We start from the raw sequence: 18953 nt of genomic DNA on the forward strand, positions 1-18953 counted from the left end.
TCTCGGGAAGCCAAAATTCTTGGTGGGGCCGTCGCGTTTAAAGCAATAACGTCCTGTTTAAGGGGCTGTCTAAACGTGAAGATTTCAGCTTGATCATGGCCTCAATTGGCGTTCGCTTCTTCCGAAGAAGTGTGAAGACTTGATACGGAAAGAGTGTGCTGATGATGACCGCCCAGGCCTCAAATCGACAAAGCAACGTCGGCGGTGGCAATGAAAGCGACGCGCCGGTCAACGTAATCCGGGTGGGATTCTACTAACATCTCCATTCCTTTCGGATCTATGTTTGAGCTCCGTCATTCCGCTGGGGACGCGGCCCCCGAATGTCCCTGCATCGGTGCAAGCCCGAAACTTCCCTTGAAAATTCTCCGGATTGCGACGAACAGAACGGGGATAAACACGATGCCGAGGAACGTGGCGGAGATCATGCCGCCCATGACGCCGATACCGATCGAGTTCTGGCTGCCGGAGCCGGCCCCGGTCGCGATCGCCAGCGGCAGAACGCCAAGGATGAAGGCGAAGGAGGTCATCAAAATCGGCCTTAGGCGCTGACGCGAGGCCTCCAGTGTCGCCTCCAGCAGCGTCTTGCCAGATTGCTGCTGCGCGATGGCAAACTCAACGATCAGAATGGCATTCTTCGCGGCAAGACCAATGGTCGTGAGCAAACCGACCTTGAAGTAGACATCGTTTGCCTGGCCGAAAAGGGTAGCGGCGACCAGTGCGCCGAATATGCCAACCGGCACGGCCAGCATGACGGAAAGCGGGATCGACCAGCTTTCATAAAGAGCGGCGAGCGCCAGAAAAACAACAAGGATGGAGATCGCATAGAGTTGGATGGCCTGGTTTCCGGCAAGCTGCTCCTGGGCAGAGAGGCTTGTCCACTCGTGGGAGAATTCTCGTGGCAGGTGCTCCATCATCCGGTCGATTTCTGTCATCGCCTGACCCGAGCTTGTTCCGGATGCTGCGGCGCCCTGGATCTGGACGGCGGATACGCCGTTGTAGCGTTCAAGCCGCGGCGAGCCGTAGGTCCACTTTCCTGTGGCGAAGGCGGAGAAGGGCACCATTTCGTCGCGGGTGTTGCGGACATACCAGCGATCAAAATCGTCCGGCTGCATGCGGAAATCGGCTTGCGACTGGACGTAGACGCGCTTGACGCGGCCGCGGTCGACGAAATCGTTGACATAGGTGCCGCCCCAGGCGGTCGATAGTGTTGAATCAATGTCGCTAAGGTTAAGGCCCAGCGCGCTTGCGCGCGCGCGGTCGATCGATACGGAATATTGCGGCGTGTCTTCCTGACCGTTGGGGCGGGTGCCGGTCAACTGCTTGTTTTGTCCGGCTAGGCCAAGAAACTGGTTGCGGGCGGCCATAAGCGCCTCATGCCCTTGGTTTTCGGTGTCACGTATGAAGAGGTCGAAACCGGTGGAACTACCGAAGCCTGGAATGGCCGGCGGCGCGAGCGCAATTACGCGCGCATCCCGTATGCTTCCAAAAGCCGCCATCGCACGGCCTGCGATTGCCTGCGCTGAGGATTGGGGCGTGGTCCGCTCGTCGAAATCCTTAAGCGCGATGAATGCGACGGCAACATTCTGGCCCTGTCCGCTGAAATTGAAGCCGACAGTACCGAATACACCATCAACATAATCCTTCTCCTTGGTCAGGAAATGCTCGATCACGGTATCCAGCACGCGGGCGGTTCTGTCCGCGGTAGCGCCGGGGGGAAGTTGGATCGTCGCGAGAAGTCGACCTTGATCTTCTTGTGGAAGGAACCCCGTCGGCAAGTCGCTGAAGAGGAGGGCTGTGCCGGCAACAAGCGCGAGAAATGCGAAGATCGAGACGGCCATCCATCGGATCATCGCCCCCACGCTGCGCTTGTAGAGCTGTGTGCCCTGCTCGAAACCTCGGTTGAACCAGCGGAACACGAAGGCCTTGCGTGCGTGATGTTTCGGCTTGCGTAGGATCGTTGCGCAGAGGGCAGGTGTCAGGATGAGCGCCACGAACACCGACATGATCATTGCGGTGACGACCGTGACGGAAAACTGGCGGTAGATAACGCCTACCGAGCCTGTGAAGAAGGCCATGGGAATGAAGACGGCCGAGAGAACGGTGGTGATGCCCACCAACGCACCGCTGATCTCTCGCATCGACTGAATGGTCGCCTCGCGCGGGCTCAAGCCCTCCTCTTCCATGACGCGCTCGACATTTTCGACGACGACGATGGCATCGTCCACGAGAAGGCCGATCGCCAGCACCATGCCGAACATCGTCAGCGTATTGATCGAGTACCCGAAGAGGGCAAGCACGCCGAAGGTTCCGAGGAGGACGACGGGCACGGCGAGTGTCGGGATTAATGTCGCCCGGAAATTCTGCAGGAAAACGAACATGACGATGAAGACCAGCGCCACGGCCTCGATCAGCGTGTGCACGACGCCTTCGATAGAGAGCCTCACGAATGGGGTTGTGTCATACGGATATTCGACCGTGACATTGGCCGGCAGGCTATCTTTCTGGCGGTCGATTTCCGCACGCACCGCGTCGGCGGTGTCCATGGCGTTCGCGCCGGTCGCCAGGCTGAAACCGATGCCGGCGGCGGGATGGCCGTTGTAGACGCCTGTGGTCGTGTAGCTTTCCGCGCCAAGCTCGACGGTCGCCACATCCTTCAACTGGACAAGCGCGCCGTCGTCCTCGCTCTTGAGAATGATGGCTTCGAATTCCTCCTTCGTCTGCAACCGGCTGCCCGCCGTCACTGTCGCATTGAGCTGCTGGCCGGAGCTCTGCGGGAGGGCGCCGAGCTGCCCGGCGGAAACCTGCGTATTCTGCGCTTCCACGGCGGCTGTCACGTCGCTGGCGATCAGTTGATATTTCGCCAGCTTGTCCGGATCGATCCAGATGCGCATTGCATAGCGGGAGCCGAAGACCTGGGTGTCGCCGACGCCCGGCACGCGACGTAGCGCGTCGATGAGGGAGGCATCGATATAGTCGGCGAGATCGTTTGCCGACTGCTTGCCATCGGTCGATACGAACGACGCTATCATGAAGGAGCTGGACGTCGATTTCGAAACGGTGATGCCGGTATTCTGCACGACCTGCGGCAGTCGCGCCTGGACGAGCTGGAGATTGTTCTGCACCTGCATCTGCGCAACGTCGGGATTGGCCGCATTGGTAAAGGTCAACGAAATCGAGGCTTGGCCGGTCGATGTTGAGTTGGACGTGATGTAGTCGAGATTGTCGATGCCGGTCATGCCCTGTTCGATGACCTTGGTCACGGAATTCTCGACGGTCTGGGCATCAGCTCCGGGATAATTTGCCGTGACTCGCACAGTGGTCGGCGCGATCTGCGGGTACTGCGAGACAGAAAGCGTGGTGATCGACAGGGCGCCCGTCAGCATCACGACGATGGCAATGACCCAGGCAAAGATCGGGCGATCGATAAAGAAGCGTGACATCTTTGAATCCTAGCGAGCGGTGATATGGGAAGTGTCTGACGCGAGATGACGTTCGTCTGCACGATCCGCTGGTGCTCGCTTATCCTCGGTGGGGGCGACGACTTCTCCGGTTTTCTCGTCGATCCGAACGGCGGTCACTTTCACTTCCTGTCCGTTCTGCGCTCGCTGCAGCCCGTCGATCACCAGGCGATCACCGTTCGCGATGCCCTCATCGACCAGCCAGTTGCTGCCGAGGTTGCGATCGATAACCAGCATGCGTTCCTCGATCTTGTTATCGGCACTGACGAATTTCGCAACGGCCTCGCCCTTCGAATTCCTCGAAACGGCGCGTTGCGGCAGCAGGAAACTGTTTTCCCGAAACCCTTCCTCGATAATGGCGCGGACATACATGCCTGGCATCAGCAGCCTGTCCTGGTTTGGAAAGGTCGCCCGGATCGTGACGGTGCCGGCGGTGGTGGATACGAAGGATTCCGAAAATTGCAATTTGCCGGGATAGGGGTAGCGGCTGCCATCCTCGAGCACGAGTTCGACGGCGACGACGTCGCCGTTCGTCTTGATCCTGTCTGCCGCGAGCGCCTTGCGCAGGCGCAGCATGTTGGCACTCGATTGGACAACATCGACATTGATGAGGTCCAGTTGCCGGATCGTGGCCAGCGGCGATGCCTGATCGGCGGTGACGAGCGCGCCGGGCGTAACGCTGGACGCATCAATGCGTCCAGCGATCGGCGCGCGGATTTTAGTATATTCGAGATTGATGCGCGCGGTCTCAAGCGCGGCCGTTGCGGCGGCTACGTCCGCCTCCGCTTGCAGTAATGCCGTTTGCGCATCATCGAAATCCTGTTGGCTGACGGCGTTTCGCGTCGTCAGGGTCCTGTAGCGGTCCAGACGGGATCGAACGCTTGGAATGGCGCCATTGGCGCGCTGGAGTGCGGCTTCGGCATTCTTGCATGTCGCTTCGAAAGGAGCCGAGTCCAGCTCATAGAGAATGTCTCCGGCCTTGACGTCACTGCCTTCCGTAAAATTTCTGCTGCGGACGATACCGCTGACGCGAGGGCGAACCTCGGAGACGAGATGGGCGCTCGTACGTCCCGGCAGTTCAGCCGTCAGCGTCACGGTCTGAGGGTGAAGCGTCTGTGCACCAATTTCCGGCTTTGGCGGTGCAGGACGAGCCTCGGCAGCTTTTTCATTATTGCAACTTGCCAATGCGAGCATCATGGCAGTCCCTGCGAACAGGCGGAGAGATAGATGTCGCACGATCATAGAAGATCCTTCGTAGGCAACGGTCGTTTCTGTATACGCGTCGGGCAATTCGCACAGCGAGAGCGTCCAAGTCGCAGCTTGAATGTGGTGAGGCTAACGGACTATTGTCGCAGAGATGTGCCACCGACCTGGGAGATTGTATTAAATTGTATCGTGGCCAGTCCATTTGGGTGCAGCACACCAAAACTGCGACACTTTAATACAATTTTTTGGGTGCTCGTTTCTTTCGCAGCGGTATATTTGAGCGTGCCATAGAAAGTCCTGGGTGTTGAATGACAAGCGAGCCCCATATTGTCGTCGTCGACGATCACCGTGAAATACGCGACCTCGTGGGCGCGTATCTCTCTCAGCACGGTTTTCGCGTCAGCGTCGCGGAAAGCGGCGCGGCGCTTCGCACAATTCTCGAACGTTGCCCGGCCGATCTCCTCATTCTGGATATCATGATGCCAGGGGAAGACGGTTTGTCGGTCTGTCGACAGATCCGTAGCGGCGGTGAATTGCCGATCATTTTTCTGACGGCCATGGCCGACGAGACCGATCGCATTATCGGCCTGGAGCTGGGTGCTGACGACTATCTGGTGAAACCGTTCAACCCCCGGGAGTTGCTGGCGCGGGTAAGGGCCGTGCTACGCAGAGCATCCACCACCGCGGCGCCGCGGGAAGTATCCAAAGACCAGATCATTGATTTTCATGGATGGCGCCTTCATGTTCGCCGACGGGAGCTTCAATCCAGTGATGGGCTGGGGGTAGCGCTCAGTACAGCCGAGTTTCGCTTGCTAAAGGTTTTCCTGGATCATCCGCATTCCGTGCTCACGCGCGATGAGCTGTTGGATCTAACCGTCGGGCGCACGGCCGAGCCCTTCGATCGGAGCATTGACAACCAGGTCAGCCGGTTGCGAAAAAAGATCGAACCTGATCCAAAGAATCCGACGATCATTCAGACCCACTGGGGTGGCGGCTACAGCCTTTCTGTCGAGGTAAGCGTCAAATGATGCTGTGGTGGAAGAAGAGCCTCGCGGGTCAATTTATCGTCTTCATTCTGGCGGCGCTGCTTGTGGGCCAGACCATCGCTTTCTTGATATCATCGAGACAGCGCGAGAGCGCAATCAGGCAGTCGGTCGAAAGCGACTTCCTAAACAGGACTGCTGCGCTTTCGAGCGTATTGGAGACTGTTCCCGACGACATGCGCCGAAATGTCCTGATTGCAAGCTCCACGGGGTATGTGCGCTTCTGGCTTTCGGATCGCGACCCTTCCAGCGATCCCTACGCCTGGTATAAAACGGCGCAGTCCTATCTCGGCGTTTCCGTTTCCGACCTTATCCGATCGCAGAACGTGGATGGGGCGGCACCGGAAGCTACCATTGCGACGACCACATTGGGAGACCCGGATGTCACTGATTGGCATCCATTCGCCTCCGAGCCGGCTATTCCCGACGCCCGGTTCCTGCATTTTTCCAGCCATGAAGGCATGGGTATTGTTCAGAAGCTGGGCGATAACTCTTGGCTCAACGCCGCTTACTACAAGCCGACCCCGCCAGGCCTCTGGAGCAGCCAGTCGATACTTTCAATTGGGATCACCGCGATTGCGCTCAGTTTGATCGGGGTTTTGGTCGCACGCCAGATCGCGCGCCCTTTGCGTCGCTTGACGGTTTCCGCCGAGGCACTGGGGCGAGGCGAGGCAATAAATCTTTCCCCTCCGAGTGCTCCCGACGATATCCGGCAACTCTACGAGGCCTTCGACCGCATGCAATTAAGGCTGCGGCGCTTTGTTGATGATCGAACGCGCATGCTGGCTGCGATTGGCCATGATTTGCGGACCCCGCTCACGACTTTGCGCTTGCGAGCTGAGTTCGTGACCGATCCCGAGCTTCAGAGTAAGATACTCGCGACCGTTGACGAGATGCAGACGATAACGGAAGCGACACTCTCCTTTGCCAAGAGCGAGGCGACAGCGGAAGAAACGCGAACGGTCGATCTTACGGCGCTCTTGGGAAGCCTCTGTGACGACCTTGCAGAACTGGGCCACGAAGTCGTTTTTCAGGAGAGAGACAGGATCAGCTATCGCTGCCGCCCCGACAACCTTAAGCGGGCCGTCCGAAATCTTATTGAGAACGCACTTCGATACGCAGGCCGCGCGGTAGTAAAGGTCGACACGCTTCCAGACTCGATTGAAATATTGATCGAGGACGACGGGCCAGGAATTCCATCGGGCGAATACGAACAGGTGTTCATGCCGTTTTATCGGATCGAAAGCTCGAGAAACAGGGAGACTGGTGGAGTGGGGCTGGGTTTGTCCATCGCCAGGGCGATCGTGCGTCATCATGGCGGAGAGATCCTTCTATCGCCAAACAACCCGGGTTTGCGCGCTGCGGTGGTATTGCCGGTTGTATGATGTTTGTCATTTTGGCCAAAGAGTCTAGCTGCCGCAGATTCCCCGATATGCTCACGTCCTGACTGCCGCGAACATGGCGGCGCCTCTTCTGCGGCGCAATCTTCGATGCGGATTGCAGGTGCGAAATATGTTGAGCTCACCGGGCATGCCGTGGAGGGCCGCCATGAGCTATGGCCTTAAGATGGACGAGCTGGTAGCGACCACTATTGCGCCCTTTAACCGGGCCGGGATGCCCGCGTTCTCATCGTCCGGGCCGGAGATAATTGTCGCCGCTAAAGCCGCACTGGCGTTCGGCATGGCCCTCCACGAACTGTGCACCAACGCTGTTAAATATGGCGCGCGCTAGCTTCAGAAGTGAAAGCCAGCGTCGTTGTAGAGTATCCCGTGACAGGCTTAGTTTGCATTGTGACGGCGCCAACCGACACGTTTTCGAACGGCTAAGTAACAGGTCCCTCTCCCTGCTTGTGTTTCTCTCTCCCGACGTAGCGCTTTCAACCGTTTTGATCTCGTAGTCGAAATCCGTTTTCTAGCTTCGTCGTTTACTTGCTAAAAAGCCTGCATCGCACCCGTATTATAGGGCTCGCGGCGCGTTGCTGCTTGAAACAGAACGATGAATAGACCGTTCACCGCGCTAGATACATGACGCTGGAAACGATCGGACAAATGAGCGATGATCCTATCATCAGCTTGCCGGCAGTGGCACTCATCCGGCCTTCAGAAACGAGCCATGGTCGTCTAACTGTCCATCTCAAGACCGCGCAGGAACAGGGTGTCGGCATCGTTGCCTACAATCGCAAAGAGGGTCGCGGATTCGGCGAGGTCGTCAAATATCTGGTGTACAATGCGCGACGAAATGCTGCATTCGGCGACTGTCCTGATGGCTATTTTGCAGGCACCGAAGAAATCGCTGGCGTTCAGGATGTTCGATTCCAGGAATTGTCCATCAACGTTGTGCACTGGCTGGGTGTTGGAAGAATTGATCGGTGGGTTTCGATGAGCCACCACAAATATCAGGCCTCGATTGACACTGGCATAGAAGTCGTCAGGCAGATCGAGCTGCCAAACGATCTCAGCGCCGCCGAGGCCGAGGTTGAAATCTCCGCCAAAAAATCAGCGGGATACTTTACCCAGACCCATGTAAACGGGCCCAACCGCAGCGAACGGTGATCAAACGAGTGTCAGTTTCGCTTGAAAGCGAACTGGGATGTTGTCTTTGTCGCTCCATTGACCTGATCCACAACAGTCTGTTCAAATGTGTTTTGTCCAGTGCGCCTGAGAACCATCTGGGCCTTGCGATCCCCATTCACCACACCTCCCCATGTGACAGCCAGAACCAACCTGTCACCTTTCACGGTCCCCGAGAGTTGGGCGGGGCCAGTCCTCGCCCCACTGTATGTGCCGGTCACTCGACCGCCGCCAGCTGTTTTCAAGTTCAGGCCGAGTGACTGGCGGAACAGGAGAAAACGGCAGTTACCCATCATAGAGACGTTTCGATCACCATCGTTGACCGACAACTTGCAGTTTGCCGAGATGTCTCCAACTTTCTTCAAATATGCTTGCCCGGAGCCCGACCATTGGCCGGAAAGATCTGAAAAGAAGTCACGCGCCACGGCCGGTGACTGGACGGCCAGAAAAGCGATGGACAGGATCGTTGCGAAGACCTTGATTTTCATGATGCGGCCTCTCAAAAGAAATTTGATTGTTGATCGTTCCGTTATCGTAACTGCCAGACGCTCGTCGCCCTCAATCAAGTCCGAAGGCGATGCGTTCCGATGAAGTATCAACATCCTCTCCCCGATGGGTCGGGGTCCGCTGGGTTGCAGTTAAAAGCCTGTCGAGTTCCATCCGCCCAACCCGACAAACCATACCTGGCTGCGAGTTCTGCGGGGGAATAGAGATCGTTGTTAGACACAAAGTTCACCAAAGGTTGTGAGTACGATGAACGCTTTACTGTGGAAGTCGTTCCCACTTGGCGCATGTCAGTGTCATCGACTAGGCCCATGCCTTGATTTTCAGTTTGCCCACCGCAGTCTGAACGAGGCGCGGCTTGGCGAACGCCATCGTGTTTCGGATTGACGAGTTGCTGGGCTTGCCCAGCCATCAACGCATGATGGACGGATACCTTGTGTAGCTGTGGCCAATTCTTCAGATCTTTCACCCCGGGCGCTCAACGCTAGCGAGAACGCCTCTTGCAAGAAGCCGACGCGCTTCAAGTATTTTTTGTGGCCAACTTGTGAATGACCTCAAAAGTTGAAAAATCGAAATGCGCAGGAGGCAGACGCCACCATTGAGAGCTCGGACTTGCCGGTGATGCCTATCACCTTTGCTTAAGCCTGGAACTTTAAGCCATTCATCGGGATTAAAGCCAACTATCAGAACGCTAGGAGGCAAAGATGACAGACGATGCAATCGACCGTGACAAGGTCTGGAAAGATTTCGCTAAGGCAGTCAATATGACCCCTGCAGCGTTAGAGAAATGGCTGGCGACCGAGGACAGCAAGTCCGTAGGCTGGACGGAGAAAGAGGGCACGGAAAGCGTCGGCCATCATTCGGGTCGCCGGATCGTTGCCATCAAACATAAAACGAAGAGTGACATGACCGAAGACGATTTCACGCACATGCGAAAAGTCGTCGGCTACGTGCATCGGCATCTCGCGCAAGGTGGTCCAAAACAAGACGTTGAGCACTCGGCTTGGCGATATTCCCTTATGAACTGGGGACATGATCCGCTGGAGAAATAGCTGACTTCAACTTTTCCTTTTCAATGCCTCGGACTTGAGCGCGGCTTATTTGCCAGACCTGGTGCTCTCGACGATCATCTGTGGATCAGACTTCGTTGCTCTCAAGGTATGACCTTTGATTTTCGTATCAGACGTCTGCTTTTTGACAACCTTTCCTTCGGTCTTGCCTTGACTGGTCTCCCATTCGACCTTGTCGTCCTTCTTTGTTGGCCTGGATCTAGCCGATTCACGATGGCCTCGCGCTGCCGGGAACATCCGGGAACTGCCATGAGCGGCAGTTGTTCCTTCATTCGGCGAAATACTGCGGCAGAAACATTCAGGAGTAGCGGTCGCTATCACGATACAGTCCATTCCACTTGCGCTGCAAAGCGGGGCAATCGCCGCTTAAAGATTGGGTGCTGCACGAGGCTTGCCGGCAGAACAAGGTATGGCAGGACGCCGGGCATATGCATCCATCACCGTTTTGATCAAAGTGTCGGCGCGACAGTTTCAGGACAATTGCAGGACGACCAAAGTGAACAACCCGAATTGGAACAAAAACGATAGGTTGGTGTTGCTGCTTTTAAGTGAGCTGACTTTTTTTGTCAAACTCAGCCCCCAAATTCGGCTGTTTCTTTATTGGAAAGCCGTGTCCAGAAATTGGATTAACCCCGGAGCACCGATATGGATCGCCGTACCATTCTCACCGGCTTTGTTGCCGTTGGAGCAGCCCCTATTTTTCTGTTTCAAACGCGCCAAGTGATGGCCGCAACGTCCGCGGCGTCTATGCCGGCTGGAGTATTCGCCGACGTAAAAACAGCCGCGCAGTTCTATTCCACCGTCATCGGCCGCGCCGAAATCTCGCTCGCGACATCCCAGATCGCTTCCGAAAAGGCCACTCAGAAGAACGCGTTGGAATTCGCCGGCTTCGAACTTGGCGAGGCCATTACCGTCAATATGGTTCTCAAGGATACGGGCGCGATGGGTCCGGGCATGGACGCGAGCGCGGACGGCATGGTCGAGAAGGTAACATCGGCTGCCAAGGGCAAGGCCTTCGACAAAGCCTATATCGCGCTCCAACTGGAGAACCACGAGTATCTACGCGATCTCGCCGACGCCTTCATTCATAATTCGACCGGCGTGACCGATCCAGCCGAGCTGCAGGGCCGTCATCTGAGCATGCTGATGCTGGCCGTGTTCAAGGAACACGTCGCCATCTGCAAGCGTATCTCCAACGAGCTCGGCGCGTAAGCGCCGGCACTCAGCTAGTTATAAAGGATCATCCGATGAAAAGCTCAGTTCGCATATCCATTCTGGCCGCTCACTTGATTGCCAGCACCGCTCTGTTTTCAGCGCCATCCGCAGTCGCGCAAGAACAGCCAAAGCCCAATCCTCTGGCTGAAACGCCGGATAGCGGCACGATGAAGCGCGCCGATAAGGAGGACATGGCAGTGGTTCTCATGAAAATGCAGGAGCTTGGCGCCAAGCCGATCGAATCCCGCACCGTCGAAGAGGCTCGCACCCAGACGACACCGGCTGATGCCGTCAAGGCTGTTCTCAAGGATCAGGGCAAGGTGGTACCCATGCCTGCCGTCAAAAAGCAGGACATGACCTATCCGATCGCTGATGGCACGCAGCCGGTCCGCATCTACACGCCAGAAAATGCTGGCGACGGCCCCTTGCCGGTCATCGTCTACTACCATGGTGGCGGATGGGTGATCGCCAATATCGACACCTATGAATCCTCCGCACTTGCCCTCGCATCCAAAGCCAAGGCTATCGTCGTCAGCGTCGAATACCGCCATGCGCCGGAAGCCAAATTCCCGGCAGCGCACGAGGATTCGTTTGCCGCGTACAAATGGGCGCTAGAAAAGGCTTCAAGCTTCGGTGGAGATCCAGCGCGCGTTGCTATAGCCGGCGAAAGTGCCGGCGGCAACCTGGCAGTCAATGTCGCTATCATGGCTCGGGATCAGAAAGTCCAGATGCCGGTTCACATGCTGCTGGTCTACCCGGTCGCCGGTACTGACATGAATACGCCATCCTACATCGCCAATCAGAATGCCATGCCGCTGTCCAAGGGCGCCATGGGCTGGTTTGTCGGCAAGGTTCTCGCCAATCCCGAAGATGCCATGAGCCCGATGCTCAACCTCACGACGATGGCAGATCTCAAGGGCCTGCCGCCGGCAACGGTGATTACCGCCGAGATCGATCCACTGATGTCAGACGGTGTGATGCTGGCTGAAAAGCTGGAGGCTGCGGGTGTCACCACGACCTACCTGAACAATGAAGGTGTCACCCACGAGTTTTTCGGCATGGACGCCGTTCTTGACGACGCACGGCGGGCGCAGGATTTTGCGGTTGAAGATCTGACCAAGGCGTTCGAAAAGAAATAATGTAGATGCCGGCTAAGTATAAGCCGGCCTTATTTTCGATCGCTCTGAGGTCCAAGCCCTGGAAGACGACCGAAATCAGCCAACCGATCGGTATAAGGCAGATCGCGGCTTACGCATTGTGTGCCGCCAGACCGCCGCTGTGCTCAAATGTCCGCTTCCGCACATACACATGTGCTTGTGTGGCCGCTGCGCGGGGTGGCCTTTCATGTCGTTCCACCCCGGATGCCAGGCATGATCCAACATCCTTTTCCCACCCCAGCTGTGCTTTCGGAAAGGCATCGTCATGTACCCGCACGTGGTCTGCTCTGAACGGGCAAATCGTAAGATCTGAGCGTGCCGACAGTTTACTGTCATGTCGGGTTTTGTTGTAGTACAAGGGGAAAATGCGGGTAATTTTGCGTGCGCGAGAGGTAATCTGGCTGCGTCGCTGAGCGGACTCTCGTGAAACTTAAAGCGGTAGGCCAGCCGGCATGGGAAGTTTGCTTGCGGTCGGCGAGGCACAGGTACGCTATGGTAGTCAAGCCGTCTGGAAAGCATTTTAGCTAAGACCACCCGCCGAACGCAAGGCAGGGCAATCCGTCGGGTAAAATGGATGGCGAAGCTGATTTTAATCGGGATGATTTTTTAGCGCTCCCGATTGTCGGCATTGGTGCGTCGGCAGGTGGCATTCAAGCACTGAACCAGTTCTTTGCCGCAATGCCTGATGAAAACGATTGCGCATTCGTGGTTGTCCTACACCTTGATCCAGCGCGTGAGAGCGAACTGGCTCGATGGGCATACCAGCTGTAGCGGAAACCGCGAAAGCCGTTCGCCTCCGCAAGACCGGTTAAAAGGGGTTGCCGCAGGAAGTTTAGCATAGCGCCGGCAAAAAGCCGGAAACCGGGACCGACAGCCCCCGGCGCGCGGGTCCGCTCTCAAACCAGCGTCCGCCGCAGTACGGCTTTTGGGTAGTTGAATGTGAACGCCTTGAACGGATTCGAACTAGTGTTTTCTGTATACTCTGGGGGCTAAGCCTCAGATTTAATAATATTCCTTACAATGGAGACGCCGGCATTCGAGAGGTGCTTCAAACGTCGGGCGCCGCTTACGGCGCATGGTCGATCCTGGATGCGCTGCTGTCGCCGTGGTGGTGGATTTTTTTGCGCATTAATTCGTTCGACACCACGCGGTTCGACTTCCAATGGGACGATATTGGTGTCGCTCATGTGGAAGGGTGAAACATGCTCTCAGGGTGATGTGCGGACCTTGATTGACAAACCAAAACTCGGCAAAAAGCAGGCTTCCCAGTTGAGCAAGTCTTCTCCGACGCATCCGCGAGCGATGGTTTACTGTTCCAATGGGCGAAATTGGGCGACCGACTTGCGCTCGATAATTTCGCATTCAAATTTCATTTTCTGGTTCTCGCGTTTCAACCGTGGCGTCAACAACAATTCCGCGAGCTTTTCAACCGCGTAATGCGCCATGTCAGCGTGAGGAAGTTCCATTGTCGTCAATGGTGGGAGCATGTCGGCTGTGTACGATTCATTGTCGAAGCCAATCACCGAAATATCGCCGGGGATCGAAAGCCTAGCTTCAGCCGCAGCAGCATAGACACCCATTGCAGTTCGATCGCAAAAACAGCAAAGCGCGGTTGGCGGCTCAGTCAACGTTTGAAGTCGCTTAAATGCGTTGTAGCCTCCCGTTATGGTCCACCCCCCTTTGAGTACCAATGCATTGTCGAAAGGTATGTCGCGCATCATAAGAGCGCGTCGATATCCCTTAATACGCTCCCGTGAGGCCTCGATTGCATCCTCTCCCCCAATATAAGCGATCCGCGTGTGTCCGGCATCGATCAAACGCAGCGTCGCTTTCATGCCCGCCACAAGATCACCGGGTACAACACTGGGGAAAGGCTCATCCGACGTATAACAATTGAGCAGCACGGTCGGCCATTCCGACAATCTGGCTGGTACTGATACCTGTTGGGTTATTAGCCTGGCGTAAATGACGCCGCTCACCGGGAGTGTAGCCAAATGATCGAGGGCCGCATGCTCAGTCTCCTCGTTTCCAGCGGTCGGCATAACTGAAACCAAGAAACCAAGCTCATTTGCGGCTTCCGCGACACCCTCTATAAGCCCAGCGACGTGTGGGGAGCTTGAGACATCATTGATCATCATCGCGATCAGTGGGCGACGCTCGACACGACGTGGTCCGGTATTGTAGCCAATTTCAGCGGCCTTGGTGAGCACAGCCTGGCGTGTCGCGGCAGATATGCGCGTTCCCGGCGAATTGTTTAAGACCAATGACACCGTCGCCTGAGACACCCCGCAGGCCGCAGCGATGTCGGACATGGTTGCTTTCTTGGTCACAAGGCATCCCTCTTATAAAGCCGACCCCGCATAACATGAATATTTAGCAGCCAACAAGATCACGCCCTTGTCACTGCTAATACTATTAGTTATAAAAATGAAAATATCACTAAACACTCGAGGAGGAGTGGATGGCGGAGGTTTCCCTACAAGGGGTGTCAAAGAACTTTGGTGCAATTAATGTTATACGGGACGTATCGCTAAAGATTGCCGACGGCGAATTTGTCGTGTTTGTCGGGCCGTCGGGCTGCGGAAAGTCAACGCTCCTGCGGATGATAGCAGGCTTCGAGACCATATCTGGTGGCGACATCTTGATTGGGGAAAAGCGGGTCAACGACATCGCTGCGCGTGACCGTGGTGTCGCAATGGTGTTTCAGAACTACGCGCTTTACCCGCATATGACGGCCCGGGAGAATATGGCATTTGGGTTACGCAACATCGGCACGCCGAAAAGCCAAATCGCCGAACGCATCGCCAAAGCGTCTTCCATCCTCCAACTCGATCCCTATCTCGACAGAAAACCTAAGGCGATGTCTGGAGGCCAGCGTCAGCGCGTCGCCATCGGGCGGGCCATAATGCGTGAGCCAGGGGTCTTCTTGTTCGACGAGCCCCTCTCAAACCTCGATGCTGCCCTTCGCGTTTCGATGCGCACCGAGATCGCCAAACTTCACCACCGTCTTTCCGCGACCATGATCTACGTCACCCATGATCAAACCGAGGCCATGACGATGGCCGACCGGATTGTCGTATTGAGAGCTGGGCAGATTGAACAAGTGGGAGCGCCCATTGAACTGTATGAACGTCCGGTTAATTCGTTTGTGGCCGGCTTTCTCGGAGCGCCACGCATCAACCTTCTTCCCGCGACAGTCGACGCCGTCAATGGTGAAGCTGCCGAGTTGAGCTGTGCCGGCGGTGCGCGACTGACGGCCCAAGTCTTAGCGGGGTCGACTAAGCCCGGTGACAAGGTCACCCTTGGCCTACGGCCAGAGTTGCTAGCTCCAGCTGACGATGGCGCCCTTCAAGGCATCGTCGATGTCATCGAACAACTCGGCTCGATGCAGCTTATCTATGCGACGCTCGCTGACGGGACATCCATCGTTGCTGAGCAACGGGGCGGCAGCGCGCCCACGATCGGATCGCCTTGCTTGTTTGCGATAGCGCAAGGGACCCGACACGTATTCGATACGAACACGGTTTCCATCACCCGGCATCCGGGGGATAAGGCATGACCATCACAAGCCAGGCGGCTGTCCGTCGCAGAGATGCGTTGACCGGCTACGCATTTCTAGCCCCGTTTTTCATTATCTACGTCACCTTCCTGGTTTACCCGTTTTTCAAGGGACTTTGGATCAGTCTTTACGACTGGGAGCTGGCCGGAGATTATCGCGAGTTTATCGGTCTGTTGAACTACCAAGACCTGTGGACAGACCCGGTCTTCTGGAGGACCGTCGGAAACACCTTGTTGTTTGTTGTCATGACGGTCCCCGCGATGACTGCATTGGCGCTGGTCCTAGCACTCGCTGTTTTTGGGCAAGGTCGATTTAAAGGGATATTGCGGTCGATCTTTTTTATGTCGAGCGTGTTTTCGGTCTCCGTTGTAACCCTGATCTGGTCGATGGTTTTGTCGGCAGATAATGGTCTGCTCGTGCCACTGTTCCGGATGATCGGCGTGTCGCCTATCAACTCTCTTGGCCACCCGACGCTCGCCATGCCATCGATCGTTTTAACCACACTTTGGTGGGGTGTCGGCCTACCTATGGCATTGTTTCTCGCAGCTCTTAGCCAGATTCCATCCGAACTTTACGAAGCCGCCGAACTCGATCACGCGGGCCGCTTCACAGTGTTGCGCAGCATTACACTCCCATCCATCCGGCATACGGTCCTCCTCGTATTGGTATTACAGATCGTCGCTCAGTTTCAAATTTTCGGTCAGACGCACTTGATGACCCAAGGCGGGCCAGCGAACAGAACCCGTACAATTGTCCAATACATCTACGAGACCAGTTTCCGGGATTGGCAAGTTGGTTACGCCACTGCCATGTCATTCGGATTGTTCGTTCTCATGCTAGGCTTCACGATGCTGCAGCTCTGGCTTGGTCGTAAGGGAGACGAGTGATGGCGACAGCCCGCAACAGCGGCCTCCGCCGCGCCACCGATCTGCTAATCCTCGGCGCAACAATAGCTTTCGCCATTGTATGGCTTATCCCGGTCATCTGGGTGGTTGCCATGTCACTCAAGCCGAGCGCCGAATTGATGCGCTCGACAGCGGGTTTCCTGCCAATCCCGTTCACATTAGACAATTATATAGGCCTTCTAAAACTCGATACCGTTCCGTATTGGCTGTTACACAGCCTGATCGTCTCGGTCACAATGACCCTGCTCGTTCTGATCGTCTCATCAACCGCAGGCTATGCGTTTGCCCGCCTGGAGTTCCCGTTCAAGAAAACATTGTTTTTAATCATGGTCGCCGGACTTATGGTGCCCGAACAAGCGGTGTTCATCCCATTGCACACGATGGTCTCCGGTTGGGGCCTGCATAACACTTATTTTGCACTGGTAATGCCGCGCGTAGCTGTGCCCATTGGCGTCTTTTTGATGATGCAGTTTTTCCGCGGTGTCCCTAAGGAGCTAGAGGAAGCGGCTGAGATCGACCACGCTTCGCGACTAACGATCTTCCTAAAGATCATGCTGCCGCTTTCGGTCCCTGCCCTAACGACCCTTGGCCTATTTACGTTTATCTTCGCCTGGAACGACTTTCTTTGGCCGCTTGTCTCGGCGACCAAGGCAGATATGTACACGGTGACCCTGGGTCTTGCTTCGATCCAGAGCAACTTCGCGTTTTCCGAAGGGCTTGGTGCCGTAATGGCATCGGCGGTGTTTGCCAGTCTGCCGATCGTTCTACTCTTTCTGGTCTTCCAGCGTTTCATTGTGGCGGGTGTCGCCATGAGCGCCGGCAAGTAACGAAGGCCGCCCCGGTGAGGCCGGGACGTTTGAGAATACCCGCATCGACAAGGAGGATATGATGCACATGATGAAAACGTCTAAACGCCTGGCGCTCGCCACGGCCCTTATGACCACGCTCTGGGGAGGAGCGGCCCAAGCCGTCGACATTTCGTTTTTCCGATTCTTCGGTGACTGCAAGACCGAGTACGGCGACGTTACCGACGTCTCAAAAGCGAACGGCGAGTGCGGCATCATCACCGCGCTGACCAACAAATTCAACGCCGAAAACACAATCGGCGCTAAGGTCGTCACTCAAACGGTCGACTGGGGTACCTATTACGACCTGCTGACCGCAACCTACTCCACGGGCAATATTCCTGACGTGGCGGTCATGCACGCATCGGTTATGCCAAACTTCTCCGATCGCGATCTATTGACGCCACTCGGCAAGCCCTTGGCCGACCTTGGAATCAAGACTGATGATTTCGTTCCCGCAGCTTTGAAGAATGCGACAGCAAAGGAAGAGGTCTACGCCCTTCCCTACGACCTTCACGCGCTACTGTTTCATATCAATATGGACCTGATGAAGACGGCCGGCCTTGTTAACGGGGATGGCTCGCCGATCCTGCCCAAGTCACCCGAGGAGTTGGTCGCGCAGGGCAAGAAATTCAAGAAGGCAACGGGCAAGTATTATCTCGGCTCGGAATCGCAAAGCTCCGAAGGCATGATGATCCGCTTCTTCGACTCGCTTATGTGGCAACAAGGCGTCGATGTCATTTCGCCGGATGGCAAGACCGCCAGCATCAATACCGCCGAGGGTTTGAAAGCTGCAAAACTTATATCGACCATCTATTCCGACGGTTTGGCCAACTCGGCGCTTGACTATCCAGGCTCCGAACAGGCGTTCCTGAATGGCGAAACCGGGATACTTCTAAATGGCACCTGGGCTGTCGACAATTACGACGCGCAAGCAAAAAGCGGCAAAGCCGCACTCAAAACTTACCGCGTCGCCAATGTGCCGCAGATTTATGCAAAGCCTGCTGTTTGGGCAGACAGCCACATGTGGGTGATCCCCAAGGATGACGGCCGAAGCGAGGAAAAAACTCAGGCGGCCCTCGCCTTCCTCAAATTCCTGAATGACAACAACTTCGAATGGTCGCGAACCGGCCACCTCTCGGTCCGCCAGTCCGTGCTCGGGTCGGAAGAATTCAAGTCTCTGCCGCATCGCGCTGAATTTGCTGAAACCACCAGCAATGCCACGGCACTACCGCAAATCCAGAACCAGCGGGCGGTCTACAATGCGATGATCACGGATTTTAACGCGATGTGGCTGACAAGTACCGACCCGCAGGCGGCACTCGATGCCATGCAATCGGGTGTCGAGCGAGTACTTCGCCGCAACCGCTAAGCCCTACCGATCCCCGCAATAGGGGTTGGCCTTGTACCGGGATACGCGA

The 18953-nt window shown here is 56.1% G+C and carries 16 protein-coding genes and 1 pseudogene; 12 read left to right on the top strand and 5 right to left on the bottom strand.

Annotated features, from left to right (window positions below; translation table 11 throughout):
• Positions 1-293: 293 nt before the first annotated feature.
• Together ACP7E0_RS31540 and ACP7E0_RS31545 are read right to left on the bottom strand one after the other, a co-directional pair.
• Positions 294-3440, bottom strand: a complete 3147-nt coding sequence (locus tag ACP7E0_RS31540) for an efflux RND transporter permease subunit (protein ID WP_426130909.1) — start codon at positions 3438-3440, stop codon at positions 294-296.
• A gap of 9 nt (positions 3441-3449) precedes the next feature.
• Positions 3450-4700, bottom strand: coding sequence for an efflux RND transporter periplasmic adaptor subunit (locus ACP7E0_RS31545; RefSeq protein WP_426130910.1), 1251 nt, complete (start codon positions 4698-4700; stop codon positions 3450-3452).
• A 272-nt stretch (positions 4701-4972) separates the two neighbouring features.
• Between ACP7E0_RS31545 and ACP7E0_RS31550 the strand changes: the two genes are divergently transcribed.
• From ACP7E0_RS31550 to ACP7E0_RS31565, 4 genes are all read left to right on the top strand, one after another.
• A complete protein-coding gene (locus ACP7E0_RS31550; RefSeq protein ID WP_426130912.1) occupies positions 4973-5692 on the top strand; it encodes a response regulator in 720 nt (239 codons plus the stop codon).
• Positions 5689-7092, top strand: a complete 1404-nt coding sequence (locus tag ACP7E0_RS31555) for a sensor histidine kinase (protein WP_426130914.1) — start codon at positions 5689-5691, stop codon at positions 7090-7092. The genes ACP7E0_RS31550 and ACP7E0_RS31555 overlap by 4 nt, the downstream gene beginning before the upstream one ends.
• A 163-nt stretch (positions 7093-7255) precedes the next feature.
• On the top strand, positions 7256-7438 hold the full coding sequence (locus tag ACP7E0_RS31560; RefSeq protein ID WP_426130915.1) for a hypothetical protein: 183 nt from the start codon (positions 7256-7258) through the stop codon (positions 7436-7438).
• A gap of 293 nt (positions 7439-7731) precedes the next feature.
• Positions 7732-8259: a hypothetical protein gene (locus ACP7E0_RS31565; protein ID WP_426130971.1), complete on the top strand. Its 528-nt coding sequence runs from the start codon at positions 7732-7734 to the stop codon at positions 8257-8259.
• 11 nt (positions 8260-8270) lie between these two features.
• Here ACP7E0_RS31565 and ACP7E0_RS31570 read toward each other — a convergent pair whose 3' ends face one another.
• Complete coding sequence (locus ACP7E0_RS31570; protein ID WP_426130917.1) at positions 8271-8765, bottom strand: hypothetical protein; 495 nt, start codon at positions 8763-8765, stop codon at positions 8271-8273.
• A 720-nt stretch (positions 8766-9485) separates the two neighbouring features.
• On the opposite strand from ACP7E0_RS31570, the gene ACP7E0_RS31575 reads away from it, so the two are divergent.
• Complete coding sequence (locus tag ACP7E0_RS31575; RefSeq protein WP_426130919.1) at positions 9486-9833, top strand: DUF3140 domain-containing protein; 348 nt, start codon at positions 9486-9488, stop codon at positions 9831-9833.
• A gap of 45 nt (positions 9834-9878) precedes the next feature.
• On the opposite strand, the gene ACP7E0_RS31580 is transcribed toward ACP7E0_RS31575, so the two are convergent.
• Entirely contained in the window at positions 9879-10088 is a 210-nt protein-coding gene (locus ACP7E0_RS31580) for a DUF2945 domain-containing protein (protein WP_426130965.1), read from the bottom strand.
• A gap of 408 nt (positions 10089-10496) precedes the next feature.
• Here ACP7E0_RS31580 and ACP7E0_RS31585 point away from each other — a divergent pair, with 408 nt between their 5' ends.
• The 3 genes and pseudogenes from ACP7E0_RS31585 to ACP7E0_RS31595 form a co-directional block, all read left to right on the top strand.
• Positions 10497-11063 carry a hypothetical protein gene (locus tag ACP7E0_RS31585; protein ID WP_426130921.1) on the top strand — a complete coding sequence of 189 codons (567 nt, stop codon included), beginning with the start codon at positions 10497-10499 and terminating at the stop codon, positions 11061-11063.
• Positions 11064-11098: 35 nt separating this feature from the next.
• Entirely contained in the window at positions 11099-12205 is a 1107-nt protein-coding gene (locus ACP7E0_RS31590) for an alpha/beta hydrolase (RefSeq protein ID WP_426130922.1), read from the top strand.
• Between the two features lie 588 nt (positions 12206-12793).
• A pseudogene (locus ACP7E0_RS31595) lies at positions 12794-12973 on the top strand (chemotaxis protein CheB); the annotation flags it as partial.
• Between the two features lie 557 nt (positions 12974-13530).
• Here ACP7E0_RS31595 and ACP7E0_RS31600 read toward each other — a convergent pair.
• Positions 13531-14553 carry a LacI family DNA-binding transcriptional regulator gene (locus ACP7E0_RS31600; protein WP_426130924.1) on the bottom strand — a complete coding sequence of 341 codons (1023 nt, stop codon included), beginning with the start codon at positions 14551-14553 and terminating at the stop codon, positions 13531-13533.
• 131 nt (positions 14554-14684) lie between these two features.
• Between ACP7E0_RS31600 and ACP7E0_RS31605 the strand changes: the two genes are divergently transcribed.
• From ACP7E0_RS31605 to ACP7E0_RS31620, 4 genes are all read left to right on the top strand, one after another.
• Entirely contained in the window at positions 14685-15782 is a 1098-nt protein-coding gene (locus ACP7E0_RS31605; protein WP_426130926.1) for an ABC transporter ATP-binding protein, read from the top strand.
• On the top strand, positions 15779-16669 hold the full coding sequence (locus ACP7E0_RS31610; protein ID WP_426130927.1) for a carbohydrate ABC transporter permease: 891 nt from the start codon (positions 15779-15781) through the stop codon (positions 16667-16669). The genes ACP7E0_RS31605 and ACP7E0_RS31610 overlap by 4 nt, the downstream gene beginning before the upstream one ends.
• Positions 16669-17514, top strand: a complete 846-nt coding sequence (locus ACP7E0_RS31615) for a carbohydrate ABC transporter permease (RefSeq protein WP_426130929.1) — start codon at positions 16669-16671, stop codon at positions 17512-17514. The genes ACP7E0_RS31610 and ACP7E0_RS31615 overlap by 1 nt, the downstream gene beginning before the upstream one ends.
• Before the next feature lie 67 nt (positions 17515-17581).
• On the top strand, positions 17582-18904 hold the full coding sequence (locus ACP7E0_RS31620) for an extracellular solute-binding protein (RefSeq protein ID WP_426130931.1): 1323 nt from the start codon (positions 17582-17584) through the stop codon (positions 18902-18904).
• Positions 18905-18953 lie beyond the last annotated feature (49 nt).

Origin of the sequence: Pararhizobium sp. PWRC1-1, assembly GCF_049897905.1 — a bacterium.
In the GTDB taxonomy this organism is placed as follows: Bacteria; Pseudomonadota; Alphaproteobacteria; order Rhizobiales; family Rhizobiaceae; genus Pararhizobium.

What these genes read in the sequence shown, in the direction of transcription:
- ACP7E0_RS31605 (WP_426130926.1), top strand. Translation starts at nt 14,685, where the DNA reads ATGGCGGAGGTTTCCCTACAAGGGGTGTCAAAGAACTTTGGTGCAATT.
- ACP7E0_RS31590 (WP_426130922.1), top strand. Translation starts at nt 11,099, where the DNA reads ATGAAAAGCTCAGTTCGCATATCCATTCTGGCCGCTCACTTGATTGCC.
- ACP7E0_RS31560 (WP_426130915.1), top strand. Translation starts at nt 7,256, where the DNA reads ATGAGCTATGGCCTTAAGATGGACGAGCTGGTAGCGACCACTATTGCG.
- ACP7E0_RS31565 (WP_426130971.1), top strand. Translation starts at nt 7,732, where the DNA reads ATGACGCTGGAAACGATCGGACAAATGAGCGATGATCCTATCATCAGC.
- ACP7E0_RS31575 (WP_426130919.1), top strand. Translation starts at nt 9,486, where the DNA reads ATGACAGACGATGCAATCGACCGTGACAAGGTCTGGAAAGATTTCGCT.
- ACP7E0_RS31545 (WP_426130910.1), bottom strand. Translation starts at nt 4,700, where the DNA reads ATGATCGTGCGACATCTATCTCTCCGCCTGTTCGCAGGGACTGCCATG.
- ACP7E0_RS31550 (WP_426130912.1), top strand. Translation starts at nt 4,973, where the DNA reads ATGACAAGCGAGCCCCATATTGTCGTCGTCGACGATCACCGTGAAATA.
- ACP7E0_RS31610 (WP_426130927.1), top strand. Translation starts at nt 15,779, where the DNA reads ATGACCATCACAAGCCAGGCGGCTGTCCGTCGCAGAGATGCGTTGACC.
- ACP7E0_RS31555 (WP_426130914.1), top strand. Translation starts at nt 5,689, where the DNA reads ATGATGCTGTGGTGGAAGAAGAGCCTCGCGGGTCAATTTATCGTCTTC.
- ACP7E0_RS31585 (WP_426130921.1), top strand. Translation starts at nt 10,497, where the DNA reads ATGGATCGCCGTACCATTCTCACCGGCTTTGTTGCCGTTGGAGCAGCC.
- ACP7E0_RS31540 (WP_426130909.1), bottom strand. Translation starts at nt 3,440, where the DNA reads ATGTCACGCTTCTTTATCGATCGCCCGATCTTTGCCTGGGTCATTGCC.
- ACP7E0_RS31620 (WP_426130931.1), top strand. Translation starts at nt 17,582, where the DNA reads ATGATGAAAACGTCTAAACGCCTGGCGCTCGCCACGGCCCTTATGACC.
- ACP7E0_RS31580 (WP_426130965.1), bottom strand. Translation starts at nt 10,088, where the DNA reads ATGTTCCCGGCAGCGCGAGGCCATCGTGAATCGGCTAGATCCAGGCCA.
- ACP7E0_RS31615 (WP_426130929.1), top strand. Translation starts at nt 16,669, where the DNA reads ATGGCGACAGCCCGCAACAGCGGCCTCCGCCGCGCCACCGATCTGCTA.
- ACP7E0_RS31570 (WP_426130917.1), bottom strand. Translation starts at nt 8,765, where the DNA reads ATGAAAATCAAGGTCTTCGCAACGATCCTGTCCATCGCTTTTCTGGCC.